This window comes from Anaerolineae bacterium (assembly GCA_016931895.1).
Classification (GTDB): Bacteria; Chloroflexota; Anaerolineae; order 4572-78; family J111; genus JAFGNV01.
Map to the genome: position 1 here is coordinate 1 of JAFGDY010000015.1, position 15,284 is coordinate 15,284.

At 53.4% G+C, this 15,284-nt stretch carries 19 protein-coding genes; 9 read left to right on the top strand and 10 right to left on the bottom strand.

Features of this window, described 5'->3' with window-relative positions; all coding sequences use genetic code 11:
* The first annotated feature begins 248 nt into the window (after positions 1 to 248).
* The 5 genes from JW953_01245 to msrB all read left to right on the top strand — a co-directional run bounded on the left by JW953_01245 (position 249) and on the right by msrB (position 4,117).
* Entirely contained in the window at positions 249 to 872 is a 624-nt protein-coding gene (locus tag JW953_01245) for a hypothetical protein (protein MBN1991300.1), read from the top strand.
* A 247-nt stretch (positions 873 to 1,119) separates the two neighbouring features.
* Positions 1,120 to 1,431 carry a hypothetical protein gene (locus JW953_01250; GenBank protein MBN1991301.1) on the top strand — a complete coding sequence of 104 codons (312 nt, stop codon included), beginning with the start codon at positions 1,120 to 1,122 and terminating at the stop codon, positions 1,429 to 1,431.
* A complete protein-coding gene (locus JW953_01255; protein MBN1991302.1) occupies positions 1,424 to 3,049 on the top strand; it encodes an NAD(P)H-hydrate dehydratase in 1,626 nt (541 codons plus the stop codon). Before JW953_01250 ends, JW953_01255 begins: the two co-directional genes overlap by 8 nt.
* A gap of 197 nt (positions 3,050 to 3,246) precedes the next feature.
* A complete protein-coding gene (locus tag JW953_01260) occupies positions 3,247 to 3,684 on the top strand; it encodes a sulfurase (protein ID MBN1991303.1) in 438 nt (145 codons plus the stop codon).
* Between the two features lie 13 nt (positions 3,685 to 3,697).
* Positions 3,698 to 4,117 (top strand): peptide-methionine (R)-S-oxide reductase MsrB, encoded by a 420-nt coding sequence (gene msrB / locus JW953_01265; protein MBN1991304.1) that lies wholly within the window; start codon positions 3,698 to 3,700, stop codon positions 4,115 to 4,117.
* 29 nt (positions 4,118 to 4,146) lie between these two features.
* Here msrB and JW953_01270 read toward each other — a convergent pair whose 3' ends face one another.
* Genes JW953_01270 through JW953_01280 form a run of 3 tightly spaced genes read right to left on the bottom strand, consistent with a single transcriptional unit; the run spans position 4,147 to position 5,640 of the window.
* Complete coding sequence (locus JW953_01270) at positions 4,147 to 4,968, bottom strand: HAD-IIA family hydrolase (GenBank protein ID MBN1991305.1); 822 nt, start codon at positions 4,966 to 4,968, stop codon at positions 4,147 to 4,149.
* A complete protein-coding gene (locus JW953_01275) occupies positions 4,965 to 5,366 on the bottom strand; it encodes a hypothetical protein (protein ID MBN1991306.1) in 402 nt (133 codons plus the stop codon). The genes JW953_01270 and JW953_01275 overlap by 4 nt, the downstream gene beginning before the upstream one ends.
* On the bottom strand, positions 5,353 to 5,640 hold the full coding sequence (locus JW953_01280) for a hypothetical protein (protein MBN1991307.1): 288 nt from the start codon (positions 5,638 to 5,640) through the stop codon (positions 5,353 to 5,355). Before JW953_01280 ends, JW953_01275 begins: the two co-directional genes overlap by 14 nt.
* Before the next feature lie 367 nt (positions 5,641 to 6,007).
* Between JW953_01280 and minE the strand changes: the two genes are divergently transcribed.
* The gene (minE, locus tag JW953_01285) at positions 6,008 to 6,268 is read left to right on the top strand and encodes a cell division topological specificity factor MinE (GenBank protein ID MBN1991308.1); all 261 of its coding nucleotides are present in this window, start codon (positions 6,008 to 6,010) and stop codon (positions 6,266 to 6,268) included.
* 22 nt (positions 6,269 to 6,290) lie between these two features.
* Here minE and JW953_01290 read toward each other — a convergent pair whose 3' ends face one another.
* From JW953_01290 to JW953_01315, 6 genes are all read right to left on the bottom strand, one after another.
* Entirely contained in the window at positions 6,291 to 7,517 is a 1,227-nt protein-coding gene (locus JW953_01290; protein ID MBN1991309.1) for a protein-glutamate O-methyltransferase family protein, read from the bottom strand.
* A 52-nt stretch (positions 7,518 to 7,569) separates the two neighbouring features.
* Entirely contained in the window at positions 7,570 to 9,408 is a 1,839-nt protein-coding gene (locus tag JW953_01295; GenBank protein MBN1991310.1) for a carbamoyltransferase, read from the bottom strand.
* A complete protein-coding gene (locus JW953_01300) occupies positions 9,409 to 9,966 on the bottom strand; it encodes a hypothetical protein (GenBank protein ID MBN1991311.1) in 558 nt (185 codons plus the stop codon).
* Between the two features lie 83 nt (positions 9,967 to 10,049).
* On the bottom strand, positions 10,050 to 10,223 hold the full coding sequence (locus tag JW953_01305; protein MBN1991312.1) for a hypothetical protein: 174 nt from the start codon (positions 10,221 to 10,223) through the stop codon (positions 10,050 to 10,052).
* Between the two features lie 66 nt (positions 10,224 to 10,289).
* A complete protein-coding gene (locus tag JW953_01310) occupies positions 10,290 to 10,472 on the bottom strand; it encodes a hypothetical protein (protein MBN1991313.1) in 183 nt (60 codons plus the stop codon).
* A 132-nt stretch (positions 10,473 to 10,604) separates the two neighbouring features.
* Complete coding sequence (locus tag JW953_01315) at positions 10,605 to 11,036, bottom strand: hypothetical protein (GenBank protein ID MBN1991314.1); 432 nt, start codon at positions 11,034 to 11,036, stop codon at positions 10,605 to 10,607.
* Between the two features lie 128 nt (positions 11,037 to 11,164).
* Between JW953_01315 and JW953_01320 the strand changes: the two genes are divergently transcribed.
* Both JW953_01320 and JW953_01325 read left to right on the top strand, forming a co-directional pair.
* Positions 11,165 to 12,175, top strand: coding sequence for a GrpB family protein (locus JW953_01320; protein ID MBN1991315.1), 1,011 nt, complete (start codon positions 11,165 to 11,167; stop codon positions 12,173 to 12,175).
* Between the two features lie 146 nt (positions 12,176 to 12,321).
* Positions 12,322 to 13,161 (top strand): helix-turn-helix transcriptional regulator, encoded by an 840-nt coding sequence (locus JW953_01325; GenBank protein MBN1991316.1) that lies wholly within the window; start codon positions 12,322 to 12,324, stop codon positions 13,159 to 13,161.
* On the opposite strand, the gene JW953_01330 is transcribed toward JW953_01325, so the two are convergent.
* A complete protein-coding gene (locus JW953_01330) occupies positions 13,112 to 14,545 on the bottom strand; it encodes a B12-binding domain-containing radical SAM protein (GenBank protein MBN1991317.1) in 1,434 nt (477 codons plus the stop codon). The two genes, JW953_01325 and JW953_01330, sit on opposite strands and share 50 nt — an antisense overlap.
* 196 nt (positions 14,546 to 14,741) lie before the next feature.
* Between JW953_01330 and JW953_01335 the strand changes: the two genes are divergently transcribed.
* Positions 14,742 to 15,191, top strand: coding sequence for a hypothetical protein (locus JW953_01335; GenBank protein ID MBN1991318.1), 450 nt, complete (start codon positions 14,742 to 14,744; stop codon positions 15,189 to 15,191).
* Positions 15,192 to 15,284: the final 93 nt, after the last annotated feature.

Below are 15,284 nucleotides of genomic sequence, written 5' to 3' on the forward strand. Positions count from 1 at the left end.
AAAATAGCCTGGACCCGATAAATTTTAACGGCCAATTTTTATTTCGTGCTCAAAAAAGTGTCAACTAAATTGTGAACCATCCCTAAACGGATTATGCGTAATTAGCAGCCAAGACCTTTGAGGTTTCTACACTGAGTTCTTTTGTAAGACTCTTTTGGCCTGCAAAGTCAATTTTTGGACAAAAACCGATTTGTAAACCTCAAAGGTCTGAATTACGCATAACGGGTAAGTAACACGGGAGGATTAAAATGGCCGATGCAGAAAATCCAAGCAGCGCCCCCTCAACAAAGGGCGGCGAAATCGAGGTAAAAGGCCAGGATGTCAACAATCTCCAGGCCAATCATGTAACCGTGCAGTACGGCCGCGCCGGCGATATCCGGGCCAAAACAGCGCTTGTCTCTCAGGCTGTAGCCAATAGGGTAGAGGCCGAAACGGTTGAATTACGCCAGGCCGGGGCCCAGAACGTGCAGGGCAGCCGGGTTAATATCCGGCAGGGCGGGGCGATACAGGCCCGGGCCGAAACACTGTCTGTTACCCAGGGCGGCCTGGTATTTGCCGAAACCCGGCAGGCCGACCTGACGGCGGCCAATGCCGGCGCTATTATGGCCGGCGGCAATGTTAACCTGGATCAAAGTATAGCCAGGGCCGTTATCACGCGCGGCGACGTGACCATGGACCAGAGCGCGGGGGGGGTGATATTGGGGCGCAATATCACCACCGGCGACAACAGCGGCACCATTTTGATGGTGGCCGGACGGGTGGACGGTGACGTCAAGGCCGTTTTTGGCCCGGCTTCCAGCGCCGCTTTTGGCGCCGCCTTTGCTCTGGTCATGGCCCTTATTTTCTGGCTTAAACGTCGTTTAAGCCGCTAAACGTTTGGCAACCGTTCACCTTTGCTCTCTTGTCATTGCGAGCCAAAAGCGAAGTAGTCTCCACGGTTGATGGCGGAGATTGCTTCAGGCTACAGCCGCTTCACTTTCTACGCCTTCGTAATGACATGCCAAGAAGGTGAACAGTTAAAATGTTTGCTTTCAGCGTTAGTTCAGACCTTCATGGTTTGTCAAACCCGTTTGCCAAACCCGTTTGCCAAACCTCACGGGCCTGCATAAGGAAGGGCAGATGTTCATCTTTTTAAGATTAATTTGGCCGTATGTGCTGCGCTATACGGCCAGCCAGGGCGCCGGCTATGCCGCCAACTTTTTGCAAGCGCGGCGAGACCAACGTTTGGCGCAAGAGGAAGAGGAAACTGTCAAAGATACACCGTTTTCGGAAACGGAAAGCGGCTCCGGCCCGGAAATGCCGGAATGTGTGGCGACCGTTCCCCAACCCTGCCCGGCGGACGATGCTTTTTGGTTTGTTATGTCCGGCGTCTTGCTGGGGGCAGGCTTGAGCGTCATTGTCTCCTATCTCGTCAGGCCGGACGATCAATAGGGAGAGACCGTTGTACATTGTCACAACCGCCCAAATGCAAGCCGCTGAAAAAGCCGCCGACGCTTCGGGCCTGAGTTATGCCCAGATGATGGAAAACGCGGGCCGGGCCGTGGCCCAGGCTATTGAGACTCACTTTGACCCCGCTGGCGCGCGGGCGCTTATTTTGGTTGGGCCGGGCAACAATGGGGGGGACGGTTTGGTGGCGGCCCGCTATTTGGCCCGGGCCGGGGTCGCCGTAACGGTTTACGTGTGGAAACGCCATACCGCGGAAGACAAAAACTGGAAGCTTCTGTCTGAAACCGGGGTAGAGCGAGTTTTTTGGAGCGATGATTCCGGCCGGGCGCGCCTAACGCAATTGTTAAATGAGTGCGGCGTGATTGTTGACGCCCTGCTGGGCACCGGCGTCTCCCGGCCCATTGAAGGCAGCCTGGCCGAGTTGTTGGATCACGTTAAAGCCGTAGTTGCCGCTCGTCGCGCTTACGCCGACGGCCCCCTGGTTGACCCTACTTTGCCCGCCGGAGATGATGAACTTGACCCGGCAATTGTTGCCCTTGACGTGCCTTCGGGCCTCAATAGCGATACCGGCGCAGTGGACCCCCATACCCTTGCCGCCGACCTGACCGTGACCCTGGCCGCCGTTAAACGCGGCCATATTTTAATGCCCGGCCCCACAGTGGTGGGGCAGTTGGTGGTGGGCGACATTGAGATTTTGGCCGGCTGCTATCCGGCTGAAGTGACTTTAGAAATGGTTACAGGGGCCAAAGTGGCCCGGCTGCTGCCGCCCCGGCCGGTTGACGGCCACAAGGGCACTTTTGGCACGGCCCTCGTCGTCGCCGGTTCGTTACATTACACCGGCGCCGCACTTTTGGCCGGGCAGGCCGCCTATCGCAGCGGGGCGGGTTTGGTAACGTTGGCTTCCCCGAAAACCGTTCACCCGATCCTGGCGGCCCGCTCAATTGAAACCACCTACTTGCCCTTACCCGACCAGGATGGGGCGCTGGCTCCTGCGGCGGTTCAAATTTTAGAGGAAAGATTGGCCCAGGTAGAGGCGGCCTTGATTGGGCCGGGACTGGGCCAACATCCGCCAACCGTCTCGTTTTTGCGGCAACTTTTGGCCGGCCGGGATCCACTTCCGCCGCTGGGGCTGGATGCCGACGCCTTGAACATTTTGGCCCAACAGAACGAGTGGTGGAAATTGCTGCCCCCTCACTGCATTTTGACCCCTCATCCCGGCGAAATGGCTCGACTGACGGGAGTCACCCCCCAAGAAGTGCAAGCCGCGCGCCTGGAAACAGCCTGTGAAATGGCCGCCAAATGGAATCAAATTGTGTTGCTCAAAGGGGCGCATACCATCATTGCCGCGCCGGATGGCCGGACAATGGTGCTGCCGTTTGCCAATCCGGCCCTGGCCAAGGCCGGTTCCGGCGATGTGCTGGCCGGGGCCATTGTAGGTTTGCTGGCGCAAGGTTTAGCCCCCTTTGCGGCTGCCGAAGCCGGCGCTTACCTGCACGGCCTCTGTGGCGAAATTGCCCGGGAGCACCTGGGCGTTGCCGCAGTTGTGGCCGGGGATTTGCTTGGGTTTTTGCCAATGGCAATGCGGGAAGTGCGGGGGGAGTGAATGGTTCAACCGGGTTAGATTAACTTCATATAAAAGAAAGTGCTACCAATTTGCAAGACTTTTAGGGCCTGGGATGCTCAAATCAAAACACCCCCAAACCAATTGGGGGTGTTTTGATTCCAGCCCGGTTCCTTGATTTTAAGGCAGAATTAAAGTTCTTGGGGTAAAAAACAAGGAATGTTATAATTGGGAAAAAGATGGGACAACTGGAAGCGATCTGGTTAAAGCGCATGAAAGCCGGTCCGATGGACCCCGTTGAACGAGCTACTTTGGTGGCCGGGCAAGGTTTAAGGGGCAACGCCAATCAAGGGGGTAAACGGCAAGTTACCCTGCTGGAGCAGGAAATTTGGCAAACCCTGATGGAACAGTGGGGCGTTTCGTTAGACCCTTCGGCCCGGCGGGCTAACCTGATGTTGAGCGGTATTCGTTTGGCCAATAGTCGGAAACGGGTTTTGCTTGTTGGTAATTGCCGTATCCGTATTTGGGGCGAAACCAAACCGTGCGAACGGATGGATGAAGTATGGCCCGGTTTAAGGGCAGCGCTGGTTGATAATTGGGGGGGCGGCGCTTTTGGCGAAGTTTTGGATGATGGCAAAATCAATATCGGCGATCCAGCCCGCTGGCTGGAGGAATGACAGAGGAAAAATTATGGCAACCAAACCTAAAGTACACAAAACCGAGGCGGAATGGAAAGAAATACTCACCCCGGAGCAGTTTGAAATTGCTCGCAAAAAGGGCACCGAACGTCCCTTTACCGGGGAGTATTATCAGCATAAGGAGGAAGGCATTTACCGTTGCGTCTGCTGTGGCGCTGAATTATTCAGTTCGGAAACAAAGTATGATTCCGGTTCGGGCTGGCCCAGTTTTTGGGAACCGATGGTGGATGACAACATAAAAACCGAGGAAGACAACAGTTTATTTATGCGCCGCACCGAAGTGCTGTGCCAGGTGTGTGACGCTCACCTGGGCCACGTATTTGACGATGGCCCGGCGCCTACGCATCAACGCTATTGCATCAATTCCGCTTCGCTCAAGTTTGAGAAAAAAGATCAGGCCGGAGAGGGATAAAAGATGTCCTGGGCGACCTCTGTTGCCCGTTAGAGCGCGGCCCAATATTGCCTTAATTCGGCAATATCCTCAAAGATAACGTCGGGTTGAATGCCCTTGAGGGAGATAGAGTCTTCATTGTCAACGCCGGTCAGGACCATAATGGTTTTGAGGCCGGCCCGCTGCGCCCCCCAAATGTCCGTTTCCAGGCGGTCGCCGAGCGCGGCGGTGCGGGCAGGAGTGCTACCCATTTGTTGCATGGCCAGGTCAAACATGTAACGTTCCGGCTTGCCGATGGTGGTGGGCTTAACCCCGGTAGCGGCTTCAATAAGGGCCAAAATGGAGCCGCTACCGGGGATAAAACGCCCTCCCTCGATGGGGAACGTCAAATCGCCATTGGTGCCCACAAAACGCGCCCCGTCCCCGATGAGCAGAGCGGCATGTTTAACCTTCTCATAGGTCAGTTCAAAATCAATCCCGGCTACTACCACATCAGCGGGTTGGCTGGAATCTGGCAGTACGGTAAAACCGGCGTGATGCATAGCTTGGCGCAAACCTTCTTGTCCCACCACATAAACTTTGGCTCCGTTTTTATACTCCTGTTTTAAATAGGCGGCTGTGGCCAGAGCGGAGGTGAGAATATGTTCTGGCCTCACCGTAGTAACCCCAAATTTGGCCAGTTTTTGCAAAAATTGTTCCGGCGTTTTGCTGGCATTATTGGTGGCCAACACAAAGGCAATGGCCTGATGCTGCAAAAAGTCAAAAAACTCTATCAGGCCGGGTAGGGGAGTATCTGCCCGCCACAATACCCCATCCATATCAATGACCAGGGCCTGGATGTCGGCTAGATTGAATTGGTTAAAGTTTTTCATATTTTATTTTCTACAGAGGGTAAAAAGATAAGGGCGGAAACAAAACGGGCCAGGCTTAACGCGGCCAGGGCGGCTCCGGCCCATAGATTGCCCGTAAGCAGGATAAAGGGAGCGGCGTACACGGCGGCAAAAAAATTATAGCCGGTGTTGGTCAACAGGGCCACGTACTTGGCCCGGGGGTTGGCGCTGGCCGCAATCCGGCGGATGCCAAAAATCATTATCGGGATTTCGGCCACTGAAAAAACGGCCAGAAAAAGAAACAGGACCCACACAATCAGGGGGCTGGTCAAAAGAGCAGGTATCCACGCTTGCGCCATTACCAGCACACAAAAAGCGGTCAGAATAACGGCCCCGATCAGGCCAATCAAGCCGGTTAGAACAATGCTAGCGCGGGTCATCGTTTTTATTTGACTCCTCGGCTGTTGAGGTTTGAGCCACGTCCTTTTCCACTTCTACCGCCGCCGTAACAATGGCCCAACTGACCAACCCCCAGGTAACGCCGGAAATCAGGCTGCCAATCCCCAACGACCAGGCCGTAACGGGCGTGGTTGGGTCTCTAAAGATACCGATAACGGTAAGAATGACGCCCAGGGCGGCAAAAGTGAGGCCGATCTTGAGCGGGCCGCTCATGCGCTGCCATAAGTTTTTGGTTTGATGGTTTGTTTGGTTCATAGTTGTTTGTTTCTCCTGCCATAGCCATGCGGATTTTAGCAGAAATGAGGCAGGATGCAACCCAGGCCGGAGGTTATTGGCGATGATTTATAGTGCTCCAGAAAAGTTTTTACCGCTGAAACAAGTAGCAAGGTAGCAGAGTAGCAAACTTTTTATCTGCTACCTTCCTGCTACCTTGTTTTTTGGGAAGGAATTTTTCTGGACATCTATATTAGGCTAAATTCTTGCCCCAATTAACACTATTAAAAATTTTAAGGTTGAGCTTGTACTTTTCTTCTCCCCAATTGAGCAAAGTTGTAGTATAATAGCACCAGAATCTTAATAGTACCAGAGTCCTATTATTAGCTTGTTGTGTCGAGGGAGTCCTATGCACTCGTTCAATCGCTTGTTCAACCGCCCAGATGCCGGCAGCAGTGATGTTGCTAAAAACCGTTTGCAACAGGTGCTTGTCCACGACCGGGTGAATCTTTCTCCGGGAAAAATGGATCACCTCAAACATGATTTGGCGCAAGTTATCTCCAGGTATGTTGAAATTGACCAGGATGGCGTGAATATTTTTCTGACCGCCACCAAACGCCAAAGCTGTTTGACCGCTCAGGTGCCGGTGGTGGGAGCATTTCACAAATAATTTTTTCAAGTGCAAAAACTATTTATAGGACCGCCTGAATCACGCCCCGCCGGCCATTGACCCGCCACTCGGCATCTTGTTGATCCAACGCCTCAGCCCGGCCGGGCTGCAAGCCGGTGACAACATCGGATTTCAGGGTGCGGAGGGCAACAAAAGGCGCGGGGAAATAGGGAATGGCCTGGGCAAAGGGCACATCCGGCGGCCAGTGGCCGTCGCTCAGGAGGCGGCGATAATTGGCGTCGCCTTTGATGACAACCAGGTGGGCTTGGGCCAGTTGAGCATGCAGGGGGGGCGGAATTTCCCAAAAAAAGCGGCTGCTGTTCCAAAAGAGGTCGGCCTGCACTTGCAGCCGATTTTTTTGTTGATACTCGGTTAACCGTTTGGCCAGCGACTGTATTGCAGCCGCCGGCTGTTTTTTGGCCGCGGTAACGGCCATGGCCACGTCGGCCGGCGTGGCGTCGGAAACGTAAGTGGGATGCGCCTTAACGTGCAGAGTCACGTGTTTGGCCCACAAAAACTTGAGCAAAAAATCGGCCAGGGCAAAGTCCAGCAGCAATTCCGTGCCGGTGTTGTCGCAGATGAAGTCAATCCGGGCATGGGGCCGGTCCGCCTTTTGCAGGTGGGCCAACACGGCTTCGGTGTCGTCGGCCAATAATTCCCCTAAAGCCTTTGGCCCCCCAGCCTGCTGCCTTAGCTCCTCAACAATTTGGGGATGGCTCAAGTCAACCCGGTTGCCCCAAATGCAGTGGCGCAATAGTTTCTGGAAATGCTCCGGCGTACTGGCTGAGGCGTACTCCAGGCCCAGGGCTAAAACTTGCCAGGGAATCTCGTTGGCCAGTTCGGCTTGTTTGGCGGGCAGAAAGGGGTCAACCCCGGCCCACGGGCCAGGGCTAAAGTAGCCGGCGCTTTCTAAAAGCCGGCGGTAGAAAAAAACTTCGGCAAAGTACCAGGGAATATTGAACCAGTTTTTATTTTGATAAGGCTGCCAGGCGTTGCGCCAGCTTTCTCCATCCGGCGCGCTTGTGCGCAGGGGCCGGACCGGCTTTCCCTGGGCCAGCTCATCATGCAGGTTTTGCAGTTCTTGCACAATGGCGTCTGGATATTGACCGGCATGGTCGGCCAGAACTTGCTGCACAATCCGGGGTTTTCGCACGGCCATAGTTTTATGAGCAAAAGCGTTATCCGCCTTGTTCGTCATCAGCGGCGGCGGCACTTGGCCGGGATCAAATTTGGAGGAGGAGTGGCTCATAAGAAAAACCGATCAACTTCATCTTTGCCACGTTGGCCTTGCCTTGACTTTATCAATCCACCTGGTCCGCGCTCAAATGCGACCCTCTGGCCTGGTACCCTTCGGGCTTTTTCACCAAAAACGGGCCCATCACCAACTGGTCAATGTCTGAAGCGGCAAAGGTATTGATGGCGTTGCGGGGAGTGGTCACAATTGGCTCGCCGCGCAGGTTGTAAGAAGTGTTAAGCAGCACCGGCACGCCGGTGGCCTGGCCAAATTTTTTGATCAGGTTGTAGTAGCCGGGATTCCACTGCTCGCGCACGCTTTGCAGGCGGCCCGTGCCCATGTGACACACCGCCTGGATTTTGTCCCACTTGTCTTCGGGAATGCCGGAGACCATCAGCATAAAGCGGGGCGGGTATTGCCGGTCCAGGCCGGGTGTATTAAAATACTCGTGAGCGCGTTCTTCAATCACCACCGGGGCAAAAGGCCGGAACGGCTCGCGGAATTTGATTTTGGTGTTGACGATCTCCTTCATCTCCTCGCGCCGCGGGTCGGCGATAATGGAACGGCTGCCCAGGGCGCGCGGACCCCATTCAAAACGGCCCCGGTACCAGCCAATGACCTTGCTTTGCAGCAGCGCGTCTACGGCCTGGTCCAGCAATTTATCTTCGTCGTCAAATTCCTCGTAGGCAAAACCCTCTTTTTTGATGGCCGCAATCATGTCGCCGGCGGGGTATTCCGCCCCCCAGTAAGCGTGTTCCATGGTAAATTGGCGCGGCCGGCCAAAGATAACGTGATAAGCGTACAGGGCTGCCCCTATCGCGCCGCCGGAGTCGCCGGCCGCGGGTTGGATGAAGACATTTTCAAATGGCCCTTCGCGCATCAGGCGGCCGTTGGCCGTGCTGTTGAGGGCCACGCCGCCGGCCATCACCAGATTTTTGGAGCCGGTCTGGCGGTGAGCGGCCTGGGCCATTTTGAGCATTATTTCTTCGGTGACACGCTGAATACTGGCCGCAATGTCGGCATACGCTTGATTTTGCCGGGCTACGGCCTCGTCCCAGGCGGGATGGTCTTTGCCGGGGTGGGTTTTGTAATTAAAGAATTCGGATTCGGGCCGGCGGGGCGGGCTGCCAAACAGGTCCACAAAACGCCGGTTAAAGGTGTGCTGGGTAGAATGATGGAAACTGAAATAATCCATATTCAGGGTCAGGCCGCCGTTGTCATCAATGTTGACCACCCGGTTGACCTTATCTATGTATTTTGGCTCGCCGTAGGGGGCCATGCCCATCACCTTGTACTCGCCGTTGTTGACCCGGAAACCCAGGTAAGCGGTAAAGGCGGAGTAGAGCAACCCCAGGGAATGGGGGAAACGCAGCTCGTGAGTGAGGTCAATGTGGTTGACCCCCTGGCCGTTCCACTGGGCCGTCGCCCGGCCCATACTGGCCGTTGTCCATTCGCCCACGCCGTCAATGGTAATTATCGCGGCTTCCGCAAAGGGAGAACAAAACATGGCGCTGGCCGCATGGGTGAGGTGATGCTCCACAAATAAAATTTTGTTGGCCGGCACGCCAATGCCGGTTTGCAATTTGCTCTTGATCCACAGTTTTTCGTCAAACCAGGTAACCATTGACTCCCGGAAAACGGCCCACGACTTGGGAAAGGTGCCCAGGGTGGTTTGCAAAATACGCTCAAACTTGACCAACGGTTTTTCATAAAAAACCACGTAATCCAGATCGTCGGGGGAGAGTTGGGCGTGTTTTAGGCAAAAGTTGATGGCATGTTGCGGAAAGCTGCTATCGTGTTTTTTGCGGGTAAAACGCTCTTCTTCGGCGGCGGCCACCAACTGGCCGTCCATGAGCAGGGCGGCGGCGGCATCGTGATAATAACAAGAAACACCTAAAATATTCATTTAAAATTGCCTCAGTACGTCTTCAAATTTTTGGTCGCCGGTGGGGCGAGTCCGCCACAGTTCAGCCGGCTGTTTTTTGATATGCAGGGGGTCGGCAAAAAGGCGCACGCCCAGCCCAAAGGGCACCAGAACGGTGAAGTAAAAAATAGTCAAGGCCACTCTGGCCACCCAATCCCCCAGGAATTGGCCAAAGCTTTTCCAACCATGCCAAAAATCCTTGATGAGAAAAAGGCCCAACCCAATAAAGATAATCGCGCCCAGGCCAATGATAGAGCGGACAATGACCACGCTGGGTTCGGCCACCTGGCCGCCGGTAAGCATGGTGAAGAGATTGAACAAACTTCTTATTGATCCCAGAAAAGCCAGCAAGGCCAGCATCAAGGAACCATACAGGGCATGCTTGTGCGGCCAGCGGCCTTGCAAAAAACCAAACAGAGTGATCAAGACCCCCAGCAGCGCCGGAAACCACCTGGCCTCACCGGCCAGGCCCGTAAAATAGTAATAGACGGCCCCCAAGAGAGTCAAAAGAAGGCCGAAACAAATTGTTATGATTTTCATGGATACTCTAAAACCACCTATTAGATTTTTCAGGAGGTAAACGTATGCCTCCTGTTGTGCCAATGTTTGTTTGCCCAAGCGTCTCAGAACAGCGTATAAACGAAGGGCGCCACCCCCGACGACGAAGCAAAAAGCAAGAACAGGCCATAAAGCAACCCTATGGCCAAACATAAAAGCGCCGGGCAAGCCACCACCAGACCGATGATCAGGAAGATAAATTTGTTTGAAACGCCAGACGGCGGTTCAGGCAACGCCATTGTTTACCTCAATAAAAACCTTCAGGATTTTGAAAACCCTAAAGGTCTGGATGGGTTGAAAACACCCTAAAACAGCGTATAAATGAAAGGCGCCACGCCCGACGACGAGGCAAAAACTAGCAGCAGACCAAAGAGCAACAAAACCGTGACCATTGGAATCATCCACCACAATTTACGCTGCCACAAAAATACCAGCACTTCGCCAACAACGCCGGTGTTGGTCACCATTCCTTTGAAAAAGTTCTTCATAGTGTTTCACCTTGTTTAATTAGGGGGTATAAACCTGAGTTGAAAAACTGTATATTCGCGTTTAAATTTCTACACGCGCTCCAAGAAATTACCAAGCGGGGATTATAACACAATCGGCTATAGCCCGCCAGTCTACCACTCCTCTTCATCCGGCGGCGGTTCCTGGTTGGGCACATCTAACTTCACCAACTCGCCATGCACATTGATGACAACTTTAAACCCCATCATGCCCAACATCATCCGAGCGTCATCGGGCAAACCTTGCTCCATCAGCCGGTCCATGTTGCCAAGCGAAGAATCAATCATAGCTTTGGTGAACAGATCGTCTTGATTTAACATGTGCATGATCTGTTCGGTGACCAATTCTTTGCTGGCCAGGGCCTGCCGCTGAATCCATTCAACCACCTGGCGGTCAACAACTTCAGCCGGGATATGTCGTTTGAAGTCGTCATCCAACACCACGTAATGCGGCTCCGCGCCAATAAAGGTGGTTTCAACGACAACGTCATTTTCATCGTATACTAATCCCTGAAACATTGCCTGGCGATGTGCAGAGTGAGTCATTTGGTCTAACTCCGGTGAATATTGAAGGGCGTATTATACCATATCCTGGCTTACAGCGGAAAAATTTTCTCATGAGGTTAAGGTGGGATTGCGGTTACGGATGAAGTTGATTAGAATGGGAGTAATTTATGTCGGCCAGGGAAAAAATGGAATCCACGCCAAGCCCCCCCCAAATGCAACTTATCGGCGGCCAGCGCCTTATTGCGGGCGACGGTTTTGCGGCCGTCGTCCACTTCTATGGAGATCTTTTCCGCAGGTTGGGCCGGGAAGTCAGGCACATTGGCAACCTGATCCGGTATGTTGGGTTTCAACGCCTGGTTGGCGGGCAGAACTCCCTGCATTTCTTTGGGATTGAGGTGGATAAAATTGAAGCCATTCCAGAAGGCTTGGTGGCCTGGGATTTTAACGATGATACCTGGACCGGCTGGGCCGGGCAGTCCGGGCAGGATGTCGTCACCTGGCAAGAACACATAAACTGGCAGTGGTTCAACCAGGCGCCCGCTGGCCGTAGGAGAAGTGTCGGCGAATTCACGGCCCCTCTCCCAAAGGTATGGGGCCATGCAGAAAGCTCAAATGAGGGTGCTTTCTGGATTTCTGCTAACGCCTATGTGGAACTGCCAGAGAGCGAGGTGAGTAACGATGACGTTTACCTGGTAGATTACGACCCCACCTGGCCGCAACAGTTTACTGAGTTTGCCCGTTGGCTGCGAGATCACTTGGGTCCCGACATCGTTTTGCGGGTGGAACATTTTGGCAGCACCGCCATTCCAGGGCTGCCGGCCAAACCAATCATTGATGTTCTGGTAGAAGTGCCGTCCTTTGCCACAGCCAAACAGCGGGCTGTGCCCCTTTTCAACAACGAGCAGTGGGAGTATTGGTGGTATGCGGGGCATATGATGTTCATCAAACGAAAAAAATTAATGGGCCGGCGCACCCATCACCTCCACATGGCTCCCCAAGGGCACAGGCTATGGGAGGGGTTGGCCTTCAGAGATTACCTGCGAGCAAATCCTCAAGAGGCCCGCCGTTACGCCACCCTAAAACAAGCGTTGGCGGCGCATTATCAGCAAGATAGAGAGCGATATACCCAGGCCAAGACAAAATTTGTGCAGGAAGTAACAGCCAGGGCTTTAAAATAATCCCAGGACCAACGACGAAGGACGAAGATAATTGAGGCGTGGCTGTACTTTATTTTTTATTCAGAAACAGCGGAGGGTTTCTGTAGTAATGCCTGTTATTTATAAAATGACAATTGCGGCAAAAGTCTGTATAATCTTACCTTGTTATGGCTGTTGTTTCGCACATCACCTTTAACGATGAACCAAGCAGCGCCCTGGGCCAGGTGATTGTGGCCGGGATCATTCGGGACAGTCCGGGGATTGCGCCCACAAAGCCCCTGCGCGTATTGAACCATTACGCCCTGGTTTACATCTCGGATGGGGGTGGATATTTTAAGGATACGCTGGGCTGCGAACATCGTATTGTCAAGGGGGATTTACTTTTCCTTTTTCCAGGCATTGGACATACTTACGGCCCCAGTGAAGAGGAATTTTGGTACGAGATATTCATTGTTTTTGAGGGGTCAATTTTTGATCTGTGGCGCAATCAGGGGTTATTAGACCCTCGACGGCCGGTGCTGCACCTGGAGCCGGTGGATTACTGGTTCAAACAATTTCACGATACTATCTGGTCGGTGCCCCAATCCGGGGCGGAGTATGGCCTGATCAGAGTGTGCCATTTACAGCAGCTTCTGGCCCAAATTTTGGCGCATCATCAGCAAGAGGGGGAGGACAAAGTTGATCAGCTCTGGCTATCGGAGGCCAAAACATTGTTGACGGCCCATTTTAACAAGCCGCCCGATTACAAAGCCATTGCCTCAAGTCTGGGCATGTCGTACGATGGGTTTCGCAAGCGATTTACGCGGGAAACGGGCGTCTCTCCGGCCCGGTACCACACCCTGCGCCGGATGGATCGGGCCTGCGAACAGTTGCTCAACGAAGATCTGGCCGTCAAAGAGATTGCCCACCAACTCGGTTTTTCCGACGAGTATCATTTCTCCAAACGCTTCAAACAGGTCATCGGCATGTCGCCCACCGGCTTTCGCACGTTGTTTGGTTCGTGGTAACGGCCTGTTTATTTTTCCCCGGCTGGCGATCAAAACCGGCCAGGATGGCCTCTAACATCGGCAGCATCCCGGAAACCCGTTTGGCCCGAATGAGCAAATCCCACATTGATTCAAATTTTTTCCAGCCCCCGGCGTAGGCCAGGTGGCGAAGTTTATCCGTAGCCCTGTCTTTGGTCCAGGCCCCCTGCCAAATAGCCCCCCACCGATAAAAATCACGGTAGGCTCGCCAGTAACCCTGTTCCAACGTCTCCGCCGTCATCCGGGCCGGGCGATACACCGCGTGGCGGGTGTCATACAAATCCCAGTTGTTCGTGGTCAGGCGTTTCTGTGTGGCCATCCGTTGGTACAAAACCGTGCCGGGGTAGGGGGTGAGAATATGAAAGGTGGCCGTCTCAATGCCCTGCGCAATGGCCCATTCCGCCGTGCGCTCAAATACACTCTCATCGTCGTCGTCCATGCCAAAAACAAAACTGGCGTTGATCATCACCCCTACATTGTGCAAGCGCCGAATAGCCGCTGCGTAATCCCGGTTGAGATTTTGGTATTTGTTTTGCGCCCGCAAATTGGTGGGGTTGAGTGTTTCAAAGCCAATAAACAAACTGCGCAGGCCGCAGGCCGCAGCTTTCTCCAGCAGGTCCGGTTGCAATACTGCCTGCACCGTACTGGCAGCCTGCCATAGTCGCCCCATCCCCCGCATCCCCTCGAAGAGCGCGGCGGCAAAACGTGGATTGCCAAAAAGGTGGTCATCCAAAAAATATAGATGCCGCCCCGGTAGCCGTTCAATCTCGGCCAGGGCGGCGTCAACGGTTTGGGTGTAAAACGACTTTCCTCCCTTAAAAAAAGCTTCTTTGTAACAAAAATCGCAGGCGTGCGGGCAGCCCCGCGACACCACAATAGAATTGGGCACCAGATATAGATGGCGCTTGACTAAATCCCGCCGAATTTTTGGCAGGCCAGCTAATGTCCGTACTTTTGAGCGGTATACCCTGCCAGGACGTCCGGCCCGAAAATCGGCCAGAAAAGCAGGCCAGGTATCTTCACCCGGCCCGAGGAAAATGGTATCGGCGTGACGGGCGGCTTCGTCCGGCAGCGAGGTGACGTGCAAGCCACCCAACGCCACATGCGCTCCCTTTTGCCGGTAATGGTCGGCCAGTTCATAAGCCCGGTAGGCCGAAGTAATATAAACCTGGATGACCACCAAATCCGGCTCATCGGATAAATCCAATGTTTCCACATGCTCATCCTGAATGACCACGGCGTCATCATCCTGCAAATAACCGGCCAACGTAGCCAAACCGAGTGGCGGGAACAAAGAGTATTTGATGGGCCGCCAGAATGGACTTTTGGCTTCGGTCAGGGCCGGCAGAATCATTTTTACTTTCATGGTACTACTCCGGTTGAAAGGTATTTGCCCTCCATTTTACGGTCGTTCTCTTCAAACTTCTACGTTTTGAAACACTCATCCGGCGCACCTGAGTGCTTGACCGGCATTTCTCTCATATGATACATTTCAGAAAGAGTTAGTACATCATGTTGGAAACCGGAACTTAGCCAATGACTCAATTGAAGGGGCTTAACACATGAAGTTTTTAAGAGCGAAGACAGGGGGAATTTCCGTACAGTCGTCGTTATCCTCATCAACACTACATACCATTCACCAGGTTGGAATGATCATAGGCTTGCCGGGACTCGCCGTATGTGGACTTGTCATTTGGATTTTCGTTCTACAGATTGTTGGCGGAATATTTTTGGGTATTCTTATGGCAAGCGGTGAATCTGTACTACACATCACGGCCAGCCCGGATGATCAAATTACTGCGATTATTGTTTCAGATGGTTGCGGGATAACATGCAGATGTACGGTACGGGTCGACCTCAAAACAAAGGACCAATATCTCGAAAATATTTGGCGAGGGAATGATGTTTGTGACGCAACCGTGACTTGGATAAGTGACAGGGAATTCTATATTCTTGATGACAAAAATCAACAGACTCGAATTGATGTACGTGCGCTGGGCCTGACCCCGTGAATACCATGGCTCATGTGTCAGAAGTGTGCAACGTAACGAGAGCAGCGATAAAGCTGGGAGAGATGCGTTTGTGATTTCGACGAAATTCGGCCA

Excerpts from the sequence above, each read along its gene's own strand:
- JW953_01245 (MBN1991300.1), top strand. The coding sequence starts at position 249 with ATGGCCGATGCAGAAAATCCAAGCAGCGCCCCCTCAACAAAGGGCGGC.
- JW953_01250 (MBN1991301.1), top strand. The coding sequence starts at position 1,120 with ATGTTCATCTTTTTAAGATTAATTTGGCCGTATGTGCTGCGCTATACG.
- JW953_01260 (MBN1991303.1), top strand. The coding sequence starts at position 3,247 with ATGGGACAACTGGAAGCGATCTGGTTAAAGCGCATGAAAGCCGGTCCG.
- msrB (MBN1991304.1), top strand. The coding sequence starts at position 3,698 with ATGGCAACCAAACCTAAAGTACACAAAACCGAGGCGGAATGGAAAGAA.
- JW953_01270 (MBN1991305.1), bottom strand. The coding sequence starts at position 4,968 with ATGAAAAACTTTAACCAATTCAATCTAGCCGACATCCAGGCCCTGGTC.
- JW953_01275 (MBN1991306.1), bottom strand. The coding sequence starts at position 5,366 with ATGACCCGCGCTAGCATTGTTCTAACCGGCTTGATTGGCCTGATCGGG.
- JW953_01280 (MBN1991307.1), bottom strand. The coding sequence starts at position 5,640 with ATGAACCAAACAAACCATCAAACCAAAAACTTATGGCAGCGCATGAGC.
- minE (MBN1991308.1), top strand. The coding sequence starts at position 6,008 with ATGCACTCGTTCAATCGCTTGTTCAACCGCCCAGATGCCGGCAGCAGT.
- JW953_01290 (MBN1991309.1), bottom strand. The coding sequence starts at position 7,517 with ATGAGCCACTCCTCCTCCAAATTTGATCCCGGCCAAGTGCCGCCGCCG.
- JW953_01295 (MBN1991310.1), bottom strand. The coding sequence starts at position 9,408 with ATGAATATTTTAGGTGTTTCTTGTTATTATCACGATGCCGCCGCCGCC.
- JW953_01300 (MBN1991311.1), bottom strand. The coding sequence starts at position 9,966 with ATGAAAATCATAACAATTTGTTTCGGCCTTCTTTTGACTCTCTTGGGG.
- JW953_01305 (MBN1991312.1), bottom strand. The coding sequence starts at position 10,223 with ATGGCGTTGCCTGAACCGCCGTCTGGCGTTTCAAACAAATTTATCTTC.
- JW953_01310 (MBN1991313.1), bottom strand. The coding sequence starts at position 10,472 with ATGAAGAACTTTTTCAAAGGAATGGTGACCAACACCGGCGTTGTTGGC.
- JW953_01315 (MBN1991314.1), bottom strand. The coding sequence starts at position 11,036 with ATGACTCACTCTGCACATCGCCAGGCAATGTTTCAGGGATTAGTATAC.
- JW953_01320 (MBN1991315.1), top strand. The coding sequence starts at position 11,165 with ATGTCGGCCAGGGAAAAAATGGAATCCACGCCAAGCCCCCCCCAAATG.
- JW953_01325 (MBN1991316.1), top strand. The coding sequence starts at position 12,322 with ATGGCTGTTGTTTCGCACATCACCTTTAACGATGAACCAAGCAGCGCC.
- JW953_01330 (MBN1991317.1), bottom strand. The coding sequence starts at position 14,545 with ATGAAAGTAAAAATGATTCTGCCGGCCCTGACCGAAGCCAAAAGTCCA.
- JW953_01335 (MBN1991318.1), top strand. The coding sequence starts at position 14,742 with ATGAAGTTTTTAAGAGCGAAGACAGGGGGAATTTCCGTACAGTCGTCG.